Source organism: Janthinobacterium sp. GW821-FHT03C08 (genome assembly GCF_059420905.1).
The window spans coordinates 33,608-49,179 of record NZ_JBWKUP010000002.1 but is presented as its reverse complement, the minus strand read 5'-3'; the positions used below and the strand labels follow the sequence as shown (position 1 = coordinate 49,179).

14 protein-coding genes are annotated in these 15,572 nt (G+C 64.7%); 7 read left to right on the top strand and 7 right to left on the bottom strand.

The annotated features are described in order from the left end of the window. Positions 1-415: 415 nt before the first annotated feature. From AC07VL_RS02615 to AC07VL_RS02595, 5 genes are all read left to right on the top strand, one after another. Positions 416-1,237 (top strand): NF038120 family PEP-CTERM protein, encoded by an 822-nt coding sequence (locus AC07VL_RS02615; RefSeq protein ID WP_494804496.1) that lies wholly within the window; start codon positions 416-418, stop codon positions 1,235-1,237. Between the two features lies 1 nt (position 1,238). Further along, the gene (locus tag AC07VL_RS02610) at positions 1,239-4,403 is read left to right on the top strand and encodes a S8 family serine peptidase (protein WP_494804495.1); all 3,165 of its coding nucleotides are present in this window, start codon (positions 1,239-1,241) and stop codon (positions 4,401-4,403) included. Between the two features lie 155 nt (positions 4,404-4,558). After that, the gene (locus tag AC07VL_RS02605; protein ID WP_494804494.1) at positions 4,559-5,176 is read left to right on the top strand and encodes an AIM24 family protein; all 618 of its coding nucleotides are present in this window, start codon (positions 4,559-4,561) and stop codon (positions 5,174-5,176) included. A gap of 17 nt (positions 5,177-5,193) precedes the next feature. Then, positions 5,194-5,835, top strand: coding sequence for an AIM24 family protein (locus tag AC07VL_RS02600; protein ID WP_494804493.1), 642 nt, complete (start codon positions 5,194-5,196; stop codon positions 5,833-5,835). Between the two features lie 3 nt (positions 5,836-5,838). Continuing rightward, positions 5,839-6,576, top strand: coding sequence for an AIM24 family protein (locus AC07VL_RS02595; RefSeq protein WP_494804492.1), 738 nt, complete (start codon positions 5,839-5,841; stop codon positions 6,574-6,576). 135 nt (positions 6,577-6,711) lie between these two features. Here the strand turns inward: AC07VL_RS02595 and AC07VL_RS02590 are convergent, their stop codons facing one another. Continuing rightward, positions 6,712-7,509, bottom strand: coding sequence for an enoyl-CoA hydratase (locus AC07VL_RS02590; protein WP_494804491.1), 798 nt, complete (start codon positions 7,507-7,509; stop codon positions 6,712-6,714). A gap of 42 nt (positions 7,510-7,551) precedes the next feature. Beyond that, a complete protein-coding gene (locus AC07VL_RS02585) occupies positions 7,552-8,181 on the bottom strand; it encodes a head GIN domain-containing protein (protein ID WP_494804490.1) in 630 nt (209 codons plus the stop codon). Positions 8,182-8,360: 179 nt separating this feature from the next. Between AC07VL_RS02585 and AC07VL_RS02580 the strand changes: the two genes are divergently transcribed. Continuing rightward, a complete protein-coding gene (locus AC07VL_RS02580) occupies positions 8,361-8,918 on the top strand; it encodes a flavin reductase family protein (protein ID WP_494804489.1) in 558 nt (185 codons plus the stop codon). An 11-nt stretch (positions 8,919-8,929) separates the two neighbouring features. Here the strand turns inward: AC07VL_RS02580 and gdhA are convergent, their stop codons facing one another. The 4 genes from gdhA to AC07VL_RS02560 form a co-directional block, all read right to left on the bottom strand. Then, positions 8,930-10,273, bottom strand: coding sequence for an NADP-specific glutamate dehydrogenase (gene gdhA / locus AC07VL_RS02575; RefSeq protein ID WP_494804488.1), 1,344 nt, complete (start codon positions 10,271-10,273; stop codon positions 8,930-8,932). A 213-nt stretch (positions 10,274-10,486) separates the two neighbouring features. After that, positions 10,487-11,734 (bottom strand): DUF819 family protein, encoded by a 1,248-nt coding sequence (locus tag AC07VL_RS02570; protein WP_494804487.1) that lies wholly within the window; start codon positions 11,732-11,734, stop codon positions 10,487-10,489. A gap of 184 nt (positions 11,735-11,918) precedes the next feature. Further along, positions 11,919-13,280, bottom strand: a complete 1,362-nt coding sequence (trhP, locus tag AC07VL_RS02565) for a prephenate-dependent tRNA uridine(34) hydroxylase TrhP (protein WP_494804486.1) — start codon at positions 13,278-13,280, stop codon at positions 11,919-11,921. A gap of 88 nt (positions 13,281-13,368) precedes the next feature. Next, on the bottom strand, positions 13,369-14,007 hold the full coding sequence (locus AC07VL_RS02560; protein WP_494804485.1) for a TetR/AcrR family transcriptional regulator: 639 nt from the start codon (positions 14,005-14,007) through the stop codon (positions 13,369-13,371). A 105-nt stretch (positions 14,008-14,112) separates the two neighbouring features. Between AC07VL_RS02560 and AC07VL_RS02555 the strand changes: the two genes are divergently transcribed. After that, entirely contained in the window at positions 14,113-15,321 is a 1,209-nt protein-coding gene (locus AC07VL_RS02555) for a TCR/Tet family MFS transporter (RefSeq protein ID WP_494804484.1), read from the top strand. Here the strand turns inward: AC07VL_RS02555 and AC07VL_RS02550 are convergent. Further along, positions 15,318-15,563, bottom strand: coding sequence for a DUF1059 domain-containing protein (locus AC07VL_RS02550; protein WP_494804483.1), 246 nt, complete (start codon positions 15,561-15,563; stop codon positions 15,318-15,320). The two genes, AC07VL_RS02555 and AC07VL_RS02550, sit on opposite strands and share 4 nt — an antisense overlap. Between the last annotated feature and the right edge of the window lie 9 nt (positions 15,564-15,572).

The following is a 15,572-nucleotide window of genomic DNA, read 5'->3' as shown; positions in this document are numbered from 1 at the left end:
CCGATGTCGTGCAATCTTCATGCCACCGCCATGGGGAGGGCGCGGGCGCGCCGGGCGGGCAGCGGGAGCTGGCGCGAGTGTTCCAGGATGGAACAGGTGTACCGCGATGTGACGGTACGGGACTGCGCCGGCCCCCGGCGCGGTTTTCGAGCTTATCCGAAGTGGGCCCGCCGTGCCGGCGCGCACGCTGGGGAAGCGGGAAATTGTTGTTCATATGTAACGTTGAGTTTGCTCAAATTTTCATAGCTGAAACGAAACAAAGTTTCGCAGAGTTAGATAAAAAATAAATAAATGATATTAAAAATATGTTATTTATTTTATGCAATTTGCTATATTCGTTGACACTTTTGTGAAAAAGCTGAAAGCGGGCGCCAGACCTGCCGACCTCTCTATCCACAACAATCAAGGGAATAGAATGAACCGTCTATCGCATGCCGCGCGGGTATCCCCCGCTGCCGCCACTCCATCCGCTACCCGCGGCCGCGCCACCGTGCTTGCCGCCTTCGCCGCGCTTTCCCTGCTGGGTTCGGCGTCGGCCACGGCCGATGTCCTGAGCTTTGACAACTTGCGCCCCGATATCTATGAAAGCGGCCAGACCCTCAATACCTCGAGCTACAACCTGCTGTTCCTGGCCGACCCGACCACGGCGGCCGGCGGCGGCGTCAGCGGCGTGGGCGCCATCCTCGATGGCCGCGTGACGTCGTCGTGCGACATCGCCGCCTGCCCGCAGGGCGCCACCGGCAACTACCTGGCCATCCTCAACGATGGCGGCGTGAACTTTTCCCGTGCCGACCACCAGGCATTCACCCTGGCCGGCTTCGACTATTCCTTCATCGCCCCCATCACGGGCTTGCCGGACATGAACTGGGGCCAGCTGCAGCTGAGCGGTACCCTCCGCAATGGCCAGGTGATCAGCACCTCGCTGGCGTTTCCCGGCCAGGGCAGCGATGGCAATTACTATTTCCACAGCGCTTCCCTGCTGAGCAGCTTCAGCAGCCAGGTCTTCACGGGCCTGACCTTCAATGCCTGCATCTTCAATGACACGGGCGTGTGCAGCAATTCCCTCGATTTCCCCGCCTTTAACCAGGGCCAGTTCGCGCTCGACAACATCAACATCAGCGCCGTGCCGGAACCGTCGACCTACACGCTGATGCTGGCCGGCCTGGGCGCCCTTGGCGCGCTGTCGCGCCGCCGCGCCGGCAAGGCCGCCGTCAACGCCACCGTGCAAGGAGCGTGAGATGAAACTACGTCCCGTCTCGCTCGCCATCCTGCTGCTGGCCGCCGGCCTGGCCCACACGGCCCAGGCGCAGGAGCGCCGTTCCTACATCGTGCAACTGGTCGACAAGCCCGCCGCCACCTACACGGGCCAGGTCGACGGCCTGGCCGCCACCAAGCCCGCCCCAGGGGCGCGCATCAATGTGGGCGCCGCCGATGTGCAGGCTTACCTGAACTACCTCGACACCAAGCAGGCCGCCGTGGCCGAAACCGTCAGCGCGGCGCAGATCACGCACCAGTACAGCGTCGTCTTCAACGGCTTTTCCGCCCTGCTGACGGACGATGAAGTGCGGGCCCTGAAGAAAAACAGCGGCGTGGCCAGCATCAGCGCCGATTCCATCCTGCAACTCGACACGAGCTACACGCCCAGCTTCCTGGGCCTGGACAAGCCGGGCGGCATCTGGGAGCAGCTGGGCGGCAAGGCGCACGCCGGCGAAGACATCATCATCGGCATCGTCGACAGCGGCATCTGGCCCGAGAACGCGGCCTTTGCCGACCGCCTCGACGAGAACGGCGTGCCCAGCCACAGCGGCAGCAACGTCGTGTACGGCGCGCCGCCGGCCAGCTGGCAGGGCACCTGCCAGACGGGCGAGGGCTTTTCCGCCGACAACTGCAACAATAAGCTGATCGGTGCGCGCTACTACCGCGCCTCGAGCGCGGCCCTGCACTGGACGGAATTCCGTTCGCCGCGCGACTCGGTGGCGGGCCCGACGGGCCACGGCGGCCATGGCACGCACACGGCGTCTACGGCGGGCGGCAACAATGGCACGCCGGCCACGTCGAATGGCGTCTCGCTGGGCAAGGCGTCGGGCATGGCGCCGCGCGCGCGCATCGCCGCCTATAAGGTCTGCTGGACGGCCGCCTCGACGGGGCGCAACGGCTGCGCCACGGCCGACAGCGTGGCCGCCATCGACCAGGCCGTGAAGGATGGCGTCAACGTCATCAACTTCTCCATCGGCCCGAACGCGGGCGGCGGCGCCTTCGACGAGCCGACGGAAGTGGCCTTCCTGGGCGCGGCGGCGGCGGGCGTGTTCGTCGCCACCTCGGGCGGCAACTCCGGCCCCTCGACGCCGGCGCCCGACGTGCCGGCGCCCGTGTCGCATATCAGCCCGTGGCTGGCGACGGTGGCCAATTCCACCCACAACCGCCTGTACGCGGCCAATGCCATCCTCGGCAACGGCACGCGGCTGGAAGGCGCATCGAGCAATGCCAACACGCCGGCCAGCCTGCTGATCCGCTCGCGCGACGCGGGCCTGGCGGGCGTGTCGCCGACGGACGTCAACCTGCTGCGCTGCTACGGCGCGGCCGACGCCACCTCGGCCTACCTGGACCCGGCGAAAGTGCAGGGCAAGGTGCTCGTCTGCGACCGTGGCGGCAACGTGCTGGTCAACAAGAGCGCCAACGGCAAGACGGCAGGCGCGGCGGGCGTGATCATCGCCAACGTGGCCGGCGGCGCTAACACCATCATCAACCAGGCGCACGTGCTGTCGACGGTGCACCTGGCGCAGGCGCAGGGCGACGCCCTGAAAGCTTACATGGCGGCCAACCCGGACGGTACGGCGGCCCTGGGCGAAGTGCATACCATCCCCGACACCAGCGTGGTGGCGCCCATCGTCAGCGACCGTTCCTCGCGCGGGCCGAACGTGGCCAACGCGAATATCCTCAAGCCGGACCTGTCGGCGCCGGGCACCAACGTGCTGGCCGGCGTGACGGCCGACCTGACGCAGGCGCAGCGCGACGCCGTGGCGGCGGGTGGCGCGGCGCCGGCGGCGGAGTGGGATTTCTATTCCGGCACCTCGATGGCCAGCCCGCACGTGGCCGGCGTGGCGGCGCTGCTCAAGCAGCAGCATCCCGACTGGTCGCCCGCGGCCATCAAGTCGGCGCTGATGACGACGGCGTTCAGCACGTATTCCGACGGCTTGAACGGTTCCGTGTCGTGGGATGCCACGGCGAAGACGTCGGGCCAGCTGCCGTGGGGCCAGGGCGCCGGCCACATCGCGCCGAACGGCGCGGCCGATCCGGGCCTCGTGTACGACGTGTCGGAAATCGACTATGCGCGCTTCCTGTGCGGCCTGAACCTGAAGGTCTACAGCGCCGCCACCTGCCAGGCCATCGGCACCATCGCCGCCTACAACCTGAACCTGGCATCGCTGACGGCGGCCAACGTGCTGGGCACGCAGACCCTGACGCGCACGGTGACGAACGTGGGCAGCAGCAGCGCCGTCTACAACGCCTCGGCCAGCCTGCCCGGCTACACGGTGGCGGTGACGCCGGCCAGCCTGAACCTGGCGCCCGGCGCCAAGGGCCAGTTCCAGGTCAAGCTGACGCGCACCACGGCGCCGGCCAATACCTGGGTCTACGGCGCCTTGAGCTGGAGCGACGGCACGCACACGGTACGCAGCCCGCTGACGGCGCGCGGCACGACGCTGGCCGTCATTCCGCTGGTTAGCAGCGAAGCGGCCACGGGCAGCAAGGTGCTGACCCTGGGCACGGGCTTCACGGGCGCGCTGGTCGGCGTCAAGTCGGGCCTCGTCGAAGCCGTGCGCGAGACGCGCACGATCGGCCAGGCATCGACGGGCGCCGCCGCCTCGGCCGCCTGCAAGGCTGGCGGCGGCACGGGCGTCAATGCGCACAACGTGGTGATCCCGGCCGGCACCCTGGCCGCGCGCTTCGCCACCTATGACGCGGAAACGACGGGCGGCGCAAATACCGACCTGGACATGGAGGTCTACAACGCTGCCAATGTGCTCGTCGGCAGCAGCGGCAATCAAAGTTCCAACGAGCAAGTGGAACTGCGCCTGCCCGCCGCCGGCACCTACAAGGTGTGCCTGATCGGCTATGCGCCGCAAAACGGCCAGGCCAACTACACCCTGTCGTCGTGGGTGCTGGCGCCGGGCTTGTCCAACGGCGGCTTCAAGGCGCTGATGCCGGGCACGGCCTTCACAGGCGGCACGGCTTCCGTTTCGCTCAGCTGGTCCAACCTGGCCGAAGGCAAGCGCCACCTGGGCGCCGTCGGCTACCAGGTGGCCGGCGTGGTGCAGGGCGTGACGGTGGTCGAGGTCAATACCGATGATCCCGTGCCGCTGTTCCAGGACGCGCGCGGCAGCAAGCCGGTGCTGGCCGATTAAACGGCCAGCGCGCTGAACGCAAGGCGTGCCTCCGGGCACGCCTTTTTTGATGGATGGCCCCGTCCGGGAGGAATAGCGCTTGCGCGGCGCACATCGCCCCGGTATCTTGTCGAACAGCCATGGCTTTGTGCCCTGGCATTCTTGGGGAGTCGCGCGTGACCAGTTTCCGCACCAATACCGACCGCCTGCTGGAAGTGCGCCTGCAGGATGAAAAAGTGCTGGCCATCGCCGGCGCCATGGTCGCCTATACGGGCAGCATCAAGTTTGAAAAATCCCTGCTGGGCGGCGAGGGCCTGTTTGGCGCGCTCAAGCGCAAGGTGACGAACGAAGGCATGCAAGTGATGCAGGCCGCCGGCACGGGCACCGTCTTCTTCGCGCAGAATGCGGCCGAGATCACCGTCATGGCGCTGGCCGGCGAAAAGCTGACCATCGAAAGCAGCAGCCTGCTGGCCTACGACACGAGCCTGAAGACGGGCACGGCCTTTGCGGGCCTGCGCGGCGCCAGTTCCGGCCAGGGCCTGTTTTCCACCACCGTCGAAGGCCACGGCAACCTGGCCGTCATTTCGCGCGGCAACCTGATCATGCTGGAAGTGACGCCGGCCCACCCGCTGCGCGTGGACCCGGACGCCTTCGTCGGCTTCAAGGGCGATATCCGCCAGGAATTCGTTTTTGATGTCAACTGGCGCACCATGATCGGCCAGAGCTCGGGCGAATCGTACCAGCACAAATTCACGGGCCAGGGCGTGGTGTTCATCCAGCCCGCCGAACGTTAAATCAGCGAGGACCCGCGATGCCTGTCTATCAGCAGATCAATGAAAAGATGCTCGAGGTCAAACTCGGCAATGAAGAAGTATTTGCCCGCAAGGGCGCCATGGTGTCCTACCAGGGCGACGTGGCGTTCAGCCGCTCCTTCCTGGCGGGCCAGGGCGTGCAAAGCCTGGCCATGCGCGCCGTCACGAACGAGGGCTACGCCCTGATGTCGGCGCGCGGCACGGGCAGCGTGTTTTACGCGCAGGGCGGCCTGTTCGTCAGCATCGTCCCCGTGCGGGGCGAAACGTTCTATGTGGAAAGCGACTCCCTGCTGGCCTTCGATGCGCGCCTGACGGCGGGCACCATGTTCCTTGGCAACCAGGGCGGCGTGCAGGGCGTGGTGCGCGGCATGGCCACGGGCCAGGGCTTGTTTACCACCACCCTGCAAGGCACGGGCGAGGTGGCGATTTTGTCGGATGGTAACGCCATCGGCTTGCCCGTCACGCCGGACGTGCCCGTGTTTGTCGACCCGCAAGCGTATATCGGCCACACGGGCCAGCTGGGCTCGACCATCGTCACGGACCTGAACTGGAAAACCTTCGTCGGCCAGGCGTCCGGCGAATCCTACCAGGTGAAGTTCACGGGCCAGGGCACGGTCTACATCCAAGCGAGCGAAAGGTAAGCCATGACGATCTACAACCCCGATACCTTGCCGAAGAACGATAACCTGAACCGTTTTGCGTATGTCATCGACGTCAAGGAACAGATCTTCCTTCGCAAGGGCAAGATGATCGCCTTTTATGGCGAGCTGCGCTTCGAAGCCATGGGCAGCAGCGTGCTCGATCTGATCGTGCGCAATGCCTTCAATGCACCGAAATACGTACACCACTTTGTCGTGGCGCAAGGCCAGGGCCAATTGATTTTGGGCGACAACGGCAACGACCTGGCGTGCTACGACCTGGACAACGCCAACATGACCATCCGCGCGAAGAACCTGCTGGGTTTTACGAAGGACGTGATTTGCCAGGAATCGACCCTGCCCGGCTACCTGACCATGATAGGCACGGGCAAGGTGATCGCCTCGTCGAACGGCCCCGTGCATTTCCTGGAGCTGCCTTGCCGCGTCGATGAGCAGGCCGTGCTGGGCTGGGCCGACTGTCCCAGCCCGTCCTACCACTACGATTACGCCCACGTGCAGGGCTGGGCTTCGGCTGTCGGCGCCCTGACGGGTTTCAGCCTGTCGGGCGAGGAAAAGCAGATCGACTTCACGGGCGCCGGCACGGTGCTGGTGCAGTCGTCCGAGCTGGACGTGACAGGCAGTTCCACGCTGGCCAGCCTGCTGGCCCAGTTGCCGCTGCTGGGCAAGGAAGACCTGGGCAAGCTGAGTCTGTCCGTGCAGCAGCAGATGAAGGACAGTCGTTAAGACCAGGAAGTCCAAGAGTACCTGACAGAACCGTAGCGAGCGGAAGGGAGAGGTAGCCGAGAAGCGCAACCGTACTGAAGTACGGTGAGCATCGCAGGCTGCCTATACCGACGCGCAGTAGGTTCGGTCAGGTACTCAAGGCCGCGCCCAGCCGGGCGGCCGCTTCTCTAAAAAGGCAGTGACGCCTTCCTCCGCATCCTCTTCCATCATATTGCGCGCCATCACGTCGCCCGCGTACGCATACGCCTCGTCCAGCGGCAGCTGGCGCTGGCGGTAGAACATGGCCTTGCCATGGCGGATGGCCGTCGGGCTTTTCGCCATGATCTGCTGCGCCAGGCGCGCCACGGCCTCGTCGAGCGCCGCGTCGGCCACCGTTTCATTGACCAGGCCCCAGTCGGCGGCCGTGTCGGCGTCGATGAAGCGGCCCGTCACCAGCATGTCGAAGGCCCGCTTGGTCGAGACATTGCGCGACAGGGCGACGGAGGGCGTGGCGCAGAACAGGCCCACGTTGATGCCGGAGACGGCAAAGCGGGCCGAGGCGCCCGCCACGGCCAGGTCGCAGCTGGCGACCAATTGGCAGCCGGCCGCCGTGGCGATGCCGTGCACACGGGCAATCACGGGCACGGGCAAGGCCTGGATCGCCTGCATCACGCGCGAGCATTGCGCGAACAGGGTTTGATAATACGCAAGCTGGCGGTTGGCCTGCATCTGGCGCAAATCGTGGCCCGCGCAAAAGGCCTTGCCTTCGGCGGCCAGCACCACGCAGCGCACGTGCGGCTGCTGCGCGATCGTATCGAACGCTTGCTGCAGCGCGGCCAGCATGGCTTCCGAGAGGGCATTGAATTGCAGGGGGCGGTTCAGGCGCAGGGTGACGAGGCCGTCCTCGTCTTCGCGCAGCACGAGCGGCGCCGCGGTGTCAGGTGTTGCAGTCATGCGGTCTCCAGCGGCCTGAGGGCCTTGTTGTGATGGAATAGCTTACTTGCCGGCATTGACGCTGCCGATGCCGGCGATCGACTTGTGCACGATCTTCGGCTTGCCGTAATACGTCAGTTCGCCCATGCCGCGCACGACGGCGTTCAGTTCCCCCGAGGAATACACCTTGACGGAGCCGATGCCGTCGAAATTGACGTCGACGTTCTTCGCCAGCAAGGCTTTCGTATCGACTTCGCCCACGCCCTGCGCCTTCAGGCGCAGCCAGTCGACCTGGCCATCGGCGGCCAGGCGGCCCGCGCCCTTGTAGCTGATGTCGATCCGCGGGCCATTGAGCTTGGTCAGGATTTTCTCGCCCGCGCCTTCCGCGATCAGCTTGCGCAAGGTGGGCATGGTGATGATGACCCGCGGGTCGCCTTCCGTTCTCTTGGTGTCCTTGTCCTTCAGCGAGATCTTCAACTCGCCATCGACCACTTCCGTGATCACGCCGCTGAGGAATTTCTGGTCGCCGCGCAAGGTCAGGCTTTGTTCCTTGCCCGACTCCACTTCGATGCTGATGGGGCCGCGGATATCGATGGCATTGAAGGCGCCCACCGTGCGCGCCTGTTCGTCGGCATAGGCAGGGGAAGCGAGGGTGGCGAGGGACAGGGCGGACAACAGGAACAGGTGGCGCATGGCGGTTTCCTTGAGTAGTTGATCAGTGTATTCTAGGGGGGAAGCTCTCGAAAAAGGGAGAAAGTTGCGATGCACTGCACAAATCGGGGCATGCGCGGCGACACGCCGCTGCCCGCCAGCCGCGCGCCCGGCATGGCGCCGTTGGGCTATGCTATGGCGTACCGCGTCCTGGAGACTGCATGAAAAATTACCACAAAGAAGACTATCCCGTCGCCGATATCCGCCGCTTCCTGGAACCGGGGCCGGTGGTGCTCGTCAGCTCCACCTGGAAGGGCGAGAGCGACGTCATGACCATGGCCTGGCACATGCTGATGGAATTTACGCCATCGCTGCTGGGCTGCTTCATTTCCGACGCCAATCACAGCCATGAAATGATCAAGCGCAGCATGGAATGCGTGATCAACCTGCCGACGGCCGACATGGTCGACCAGGTGGTGGCCATCGGCAACTGCAGCGGCGAAGACACGGACAAGTTCACGGCCTTCGGCTTGACGCCGCAACCGGCCGAACTGGTGGGCGCACCGCTGATCGCCGAGTGCTACGCCAACTTCGAATGCAAGCTGGCCCAGGTGGCGGGCAACCCGAAGGGCGGCTTCTTCATCTTCGAATGCGTGAAGGCCCACGTGGCCACGTCGCCCAAGCTGCCGGAAACCCTGCACTACCGGGGCAACGGCGAATTCATGGTGTCGGGCCGGACCATCAGTCGCAAGAGTTTAATGAAACCTGAAATGTTGTAGGTCCGTGCAGGTCAGATCACTCCCTGCGCCAGCATCGCGTCGGCCACTTTCACGAATCCGGCGATGTTGGCGCCATCCACATAGCTGACGGAACCGTCCGCGCGCGTGCCGTACTGCTTGCAGGCCGCATGGATGCCTTGCATGATCTGCAGCAAACGCGCGTCGACTTCCTCGCGCGGCCACGACATGCGGGCCGCGTTCTGGCTCATTTCCAGGCCGGACGTGGCCACGCCGCCCGCATTGCTGGCCTTGCCCGGCGCGTACAGCACGCCGGCCGCCTCGAAGGCCTTGGCTGCCTCAATGGTGGTGGGCATGTTGGCGCCTTCGGCCACGCACTGCACGCCATTGGCGATGAGCGTGCGCGCATCGTCGATGTTCAATTCATTCTGCGTGGCGCAGGGCAGGGCGATGTCGACCGGCACATGCCATGGCGATACTCCCGCCTCGAAACGCACGCCCGTGCGTTCGGCGTAGTCGCTGACCCGGCCATACAAGTGGTTCTTGATCTCCATCAAGATGACCAGCTTTTCCGGCGTAAAACCGTCTTCGTCGATGATGGTGCCGCTGGAATCGGAGACGGTGATGACTTTCGCGCCCATGGCCATGGCTTTTTCCACGGCGTATTGCGCCACGTTGCCCGAACCTGAAACGGACACGCGCATGCCCTCGAACGAGCGGCCCCGCGTCTTTAGCATTTCTTCGGCGAAATACACGGTGCCGTAGCCCGTCGCTTCCGGCCGCATCAGCGAGCCGCCGAAGCTGGCGCCCTTGCCCGTGAAGACGCAGTCGGCGCGGTTGCTGAGTTTTTTCATCATGCCGGCCATATAGCCCACTTCGCGCCCGCCCACGCCGATGTCGCCGGCCGGCACGTCCGTGTCCGAACCTACATGACGGAACAGTTCGCTCACGAAGGCTTGGCAGAAGCGCATCACTTCGCCCGGGCTCTTGCCCTTCGGATCGAAATCGGCGCCGCCCTTGCCGCCGCCCATCGGCAAGGTCGTCAGGGCATTCTTGAACGTCTGCTCGAAGGCAAGGAATTTCAGCACGGACAGGGTGACGGACGGATGGAAGCGGATGCCGCCCTTGTACGGCCCGATGGCCATGCTGTGCTGGATGCGGTAGCCGCGATTGACTTGCACTTGCCCATGGTCATCGACCCACGAGACGCGGAACATGACCACGCGCTCCGGCTCGATCAAGCGTTCCAGCAAGCCTTGTTCCGCGTATTTCGGGTGCTGCTCGAGGAACGGCCACAAGCTCTCCATGACTTCGGTGACGGCTTGCAGAAACTCGGGCTGACCTGGATTGCGTGCGGCGACATGCTGGACGTACTCGTGAGCAGATGCGTATTTCATCAGAATTCCATGGAGGTGAACGGTTATTTGGGCAACTATCATCGCAGATTTCGCACAAAAATGGTGCGAAAATTTGGTTGTGAGGGGTTTCTGCTACATTGCGGGGAGTTTTCAGGACTCTGCGAAAGTTGCGTGGGGTAAACGACAACGCCAGCCCGAAGGCTGGCGTTGTCGTCATGATTGCAAGCTTGGCTGCTCAAGCCAGGACAGGCGTCACCCGGCCATGCCGCGCAAGATCAAGCCCGTGATGTAGGCGCCATAGGTGCCCAGCGCGTAGCCGAGCACGGCCAGCAGCACGCCGACGGGGGCCAGGGCCGGGTGGAAGGCGCTGGCGATGACGGGGGCCGAGGCGGCGCCGCCGATGTTTGCCTGCGAACCGACGGCCATGAAGAACAGGGGTGCGCGGATCAGCTTGGCGACGAGCAGCATCAGGCCGCCGTGCACGGCGATCCAGATCATGCCCAGCAGGAACAGGAAGGGCTTGTCGAGCAGGGCTTTCAAGTCCATGTGCATGCCGATGGTGGCCACCAGCACGTATAGCATGGCCGAGCCGATGGTCGAGGCGCCCGCGCCTTCCAGGCTGCGCGCCCGGGTAAAACTGAGCAGCAGTCCGAAGGTAGTGGCCAGCACGACGATCCAGAAGAAGTTCGACGTCAGGCTGTAATCCTGCAGGCGCCATGCTGCCGGCAGGGTATTGATCCAGCTGATGATGGGGCCGGCCAGGAAGTGCGACAGGCCCGTCACGCCCAGGCCCACGCCGAGGATGATCATGATGTCGGTCAGGTTGGCCACGCGCGCGTGCTGGGCACGGTAGCTTTCGATGCTGTCCTTGAGCGCATTGATGGCGGACAAATCCGCGCCCGTCCAGCGGTCGAAGGCGCCCGCGCGGCCCGCCAGGAACAGCAGCACGGCCGTCCAGACGTTGGCCACCAGCACGTCGACGGCGACGAACTGGCCGAACAGGGTGGCGTCCACTTCAAACACTTCCTTCATGGCCGCCTGGTTGGCGCCGCCGCCTATCCACGAGCCGGCGACAGTCGTCATGCCGCGCCAGGTGTCGCCCGCCACCGTTTCCGGGTGGATCAAACGCAGCGCCTCGAACGAAACGAGTGCGCCCAGCATGACGCCGAGGGTTCCTGTAAGAAACATGATGATGGCCTTGGGGCCGAGGCGGATAATGCCGCCGAAATCGATGGCCACGCACAGCAGCACCAGTGCGCTGGGCAGCAGATAGTCGCGCGCCACGGCGTACAGGCCGGAGGCATTGCCGTCGATGATGCCGAAGGTGTTGAGCAGCGCCGGGATCAGGTAGCACATCAGCAGCGACGGGATATAGGTATAAAACTTTTTCCAGAAGCCGTTGGCGCGGGAGGCGGTCCAGAAGACGGCCCCCAGGGTCATGGCGAGCAGGCCGAGGACGACGGCGTCATTGGTGATCAGGGCAGAGGTGGCAGGTGGCATCGGGGATTCCGGTGAACGTGTCAGGGACGCACCGGGTGCCGATCAGGCCCCCGGGCGCAGGGTGGCCGTATCGTATAGCAATGTTGAAGCCTAAACAAATTATTCAGGCAGTGGTAGCTGGAATTTTTCTTGTCAAATCAAACACTTGCGTACTGGTTTGCCGCCCCGCGCGCCAGACTGGCGGTTACAAATAACGGGCCAGCAAGGCTTTATTCAGCGCCCCGTCGAGTTCGATGCGCACGAAGTGGCCGCTGCCGGGCGCCACCTGGATCTCGCTGCCATCGTCGGCCAGCATGCGGGCGATCGTAAAGTCGCGGTTGCCGCCCGGGTGCAGGGCTTCGATGCGGTCGCCCACGGCAAAGCGGTTTTTCACTTCCACCCTGGCCCAGCCATCCGTCACGCTCAGCACGTCGCCCACGTACTGGCTGCGGTCCGCCTCGGACGCGCCGCGCATGTAGTTCTGGTGCGTCTGCGTATGGTGGCGCTGGTAAAAACCGTCCGTGTAGCCGCGGTTGGCCAGGCCCTGCAGCTGGCCCAGGAGCGCCATGTCGAAGGGGCGGCCCGCCACGGCATCGTCGATGGCCTGGCGGTAGACTTGCGCCGTGCGCGCCGCGTAGTACAGCGACTTGGTGCGGCCCTCGACCTTCAGCGAATCGACGCCGATCTTGACCAGGCGCTCGATATGCTCGACGGCGCGCAAGTCCTTCGAATTCATGATGTAAGTACCGTGCTCGTCCTCGAGGATGGGCAGCAGCTGGCCCGGGCGCTGGGCTTCTTCGATCAGGTATGGCTGGTCGGCCAGCGGGTGGCGCGGCTGCTGGTGCAGGGCGGAAAAGGCATTGTTGTCCGCTTCGGCCAGCGCCTGGTGGAATTGCAGGGGCACCACCTGCATGCCGCCCAAGTCGCCGCTGGCGTCTTCCGAGGCATTTTTCACCTTGTAATCCCAGCGGCAGGAATTCGTGCACGTGCCCTGGTTCGGGTCGCGATGGTTGAAATAGCCGGACAGCAGGCAGCGGCCCGAATAGGCGATGCATAGTGCGCCATGGACGAACACTTCGAGTTCCATTTCCGGGCAGCGCTGGCGGATTTCCTCGATCTCGTCGAGCGACAGTTCGCGCGACAAGATCACGCGGGTCAGCCCCATGCGGTGCCAGAATTTCACGTCGGCCCAGTTGACGGCATTCGCCTGCACCGATAAGTGCACGGGAATCTCCGGCCACTTGTCGCGCACCATCATGATCAGGCCCGGATCGGCCATGATCAGGGCGTCGGGGCGCATGGCGATCACCGGCTCCATGTCGCGCAAATACGTTTTCAGCTTGGCGTTGTGGGCGAAGATATTGCTGGCGACAAAGAATTGCTTGCCGCGCGCATGGGCGCCATCAATGCCCTCCTGCAAGGCTTGCAAGGTCGAAAAATCGTTATTGCGCACGCGCAAGCTGTAGCGCGGCTGGCCCGCGTAGACGGCGTCGGCGCCATAGTCGAAGGCGGCATGCATCTTGGCCAGGGAACCGGCAGGCAGGAGGAGTTCGGGAGCGTGGCGCATGGGATGGGCAAAGCCGGCGATTGTAGGCGGGCTGGCGCCGGATTGCCTTGCCTTGGGTCAAGGGATTGACATCCGATACCCGGCAACGTCAGACGTAAGGCGTGCCCGCCAACGCCGCCTTCAGGCCGACATGCCCCTGGTCCACGATGGCCAGGAAGCGGGCCTTGGCCAGCTGCGCGTCGCCATGCCGCGCGAAGGCACGGTGCGCTTCGATCAGGGCCGTGCTCCAGGTGGCCAGCAGCAGGCTGGCCGCCAGCCGGGCCTGGGGATCGTGCGCGTCGCGCCCCGTGCTGTCGGTCAGCGCCGTTGCCACCACTTGCGCCAGCTCGTCGCGGATCGCCCGCGCCCGCGCTTTCAGGGTCTCGCTGGCCTCGATGGTGGCAATAAAACCCTGGCCGGCGGCGGAAAACGTGACGTAGGGACTGTCTTCGGCCACCAGCCGATGCGCCAGCAGGCGCAGGGTTACGATCGGGGGCACCATGGGGTCGCGCTGGCGCAAGGCGGCGCGCAGCAGTTCGCGTCCCTCTTCCTCGCGGTCGAAGAACATGTCTTCCTTGCGGGGGAAGTGGTTGAACACCGTCATGCGTCCCACGCTGGCAGCCGCCGCGATCTCGTCCACCGTCACCTGCTCGAAACCGCGCACGAAAAACAGGCGCGTGGCGGCATTCGAGATGGCTTGCCGGGTGGCAAGGCGTTTGCGGGAGCGGAGGTCGGAAGGAATCGTCATGTTGCTGCGATCATACACGAAGTGTACTGAGTACAGATAAGGCTTGATGGCGCGGCCAAATCGGGCGTACCATTTATGTACTGAGTACATATTTAGATTGAGTATATGAAAATAGCCGTTCCGGCGACAGCGCTGCCTGTCATCTTTGCCACCGTCGTGCTCGACGCCGTCGGCATCGGCCTGATCTTCCCCATCCTGCCCGCGCTGCTGCGCGACGTCACGCATGCCGATAACGTGGCGCCGTACATCGGCATCATGACGGCCCTGTATGCGCTGATGCAGTTCGTTTTTGCGCCCGTGCTGGGCGCGCTGAGCGACCGCCTGGGGCGGCGCCCCGTGCTGCTGCTGTCGCTGGCGGGCGCGGCCGTCAACTACCTGTTCCTCGCGTTTGCCCCCAGCCTGTGGATGCTGCTGCTGGGGCGCGCCATCGCCGGCTTGACGAGCGCCAATGTGTCCGTGGCCACGGCCTACATCACCGATATTTCTCCCGAAGAAACGCGGGCGCGCCGCTTCGGCTTGCTCAACGCCATGTTCGGCGCCGGCTTCATCATCGGCCCCGTGCTCGGCGGCGCGCTGGGCGATTACGGACTGCGCCTGCCGTTCATGGCGGCGGCTATCTTGAATGCCGGCAATTTGCTGCTGGCGTTGCTGACGCTGCCAGAATCACGTCGGCCCACGGGCGAAAAAATCGACCTGGCGGCATTGAATCCATTGCGCCCGCTGCGCTGGGTGTTTTCTCAGAAAAGCTTGCTGCCGATCACCGCCATCTTCTTTACCTTCAGCGCGGCCGGCGAAGTGTATGGCGTGTGCTGGGCGCTGTGGGGCCACGATGCGTTCGAGTGGAACGGGCTGTGGATCGGCCTGTCGCTGGGCGCCTTTGGCGTGTGCCAGGCGCTGGCCCAGGCTTTTCTGCCCGGTCCGGCCGTGAAACTGCTGGGCGAGCGCGCCACCATCCTGGGGGGCGTGGCGTGCGCCTGCCTGGCCTTGGTCGTCATGGCCTTTGCCACCCGCAGCTGGATGATCTTCGCCATCATGCCCGTGTTTGCCCTGGGCGGCATCGGCGCGCCGGCCCTGCAGTCGCTGGCCACGCGGCAAGTTGCCGACGACCGGCAAGGCCAGTTCCAGGGCGTGCTGGCCTCGGCCGTGAGCCTGGCATCCGTGCTGTGCCCGCTGGTGTTTTCCAGCATTTATTTTGGCGTTAGGGCGTACTGGCCCGGCGCCGTCTGGCTGTCGGTGATCGTCGTGTATGCGGCGCTGGTGCCGCTCGTGCTGGGCTTGCGCCTGCCGAGGCCGGCGCAAGCCCAGGCAGGCTAGTGCGCGTGCGAGGCTCCGCTGCTGCCGGCCTGCCCCGTCATGGGCAAGTGTTCGGGCGGCATGCCGTCCTTGAACAATTGACGCAGCTGCTGGCGCAACTCCGGCGTGTCGTCGTGATGGTGTACCGAAACTGCATGTTCCACCGCAATGCCCAATAGCTCTTCTTCGCTGTCGGCCGAGATGGCCACCGAGCAATGCGTGTCGCTGGGGAATTCCCGGCAATCGATGAATTTGCGCGTCATGATCGACTC

What these genes read in the sequence shown, in the direction of transcription:
- AC07VL_RS02580 (WP_494804489.1), top strand. Translation starts at nt 8,361, where the DNA reads ATGAAAAATTACCACAAAGAAGACTATCCCGTCGCCGATATCCGCCGC.
- AC07VL_RS02550 (WP_494804483.1), bottom strand. Translation starts at nt 15,563, where the DNA reads ATGACGCGCAAATTCATCGATTGCCGGGAATTCCCCAGCGACACGCAT.
- AC07VL_RS02610 (WP_494804495.1), top strand. Translation starts at nt 1,239, where the DNA reads ATGAAACTACGTCCCGTCTCGCTCGCCATCCTGCTGCTGGCCGCCGGC.
- AC07VL_RS02590 (WP_494804491.1), bottom strand. Translation starts at nt 7,509, where the DNA reads ATGACTGCAACACCTGACACCGCGGCGCCGCTCGTGCTGCGCGAAGAC.
- AC07VL_RS02560 (WP_494804485.1), bottom strand. Translation starts at nt 14,007, where the DNA reads ATGACGATTCCTTCCGACCTCCGCTCCCGCAAACGCCTTGCCACCCGG.
- trhP (WP_494804486.1), bottom strand. Translation starts at nt 13,280, where the DNA reads ATGCGCCACGCTCCCGAACTCCTCCTGCCTGCCGGTTCCCTGGCCAAG.
- gdhA (WP_494804488.1), bottom strand. Translation starts at nt 10,273, where the DNA reads ATGAAATACGCATCTGCTCACGAGTACGTCCAGCATGTCGCCGCACGC.
- AC07VL_RS02615 (WP_494804496.1), top strand. Translation starts at nt 416, where the DNA reads ATGAACCGTCTATCGCATGCCGCGCGGGTATCCCCCGCTGCCGCCACT.
- AC07VL_RS02600 (WP_494804493.1), top strand. Translation starts at nt 5,194, where the DNA reads ATGCCTGTCTATCAGCAGATCAATGAAAAGATGCTCGAGGTCAAACTC.
- AC07VL_RS02555 (WP_494804484.1), top strand. Translation starts at nt 14,113, where the DNA reads ATGAAAATAGCCGTTCCGGCGACAGCGCTGCCTGTCATCTTTGCCACC.
- AC07VL_RS02595 (WP_494804492.1), top strand. Translation starts at nt 5,839, where the DNA reads ATGACGATCTACAACCCCGATACCTTGCCGAAGAACGATAACCTGAAC.
- AC07VL_RS02570 (WP_494804487.1), bottom strand. Translation starts at nt 11,734, where the DNA reads ATGCCACCTGCCACCTCTGCCCTGATCACCAATGACGCCGTCGTCCTC.
- AC07VL_RS02585 (WP_494804490.1), bottom strand. Translation starts at nt 8,181, where the DNA reads ATGCGCCACCTGTTCCTGTTGTCCGCCCTGTCCCTCGCCACCCTCGCT.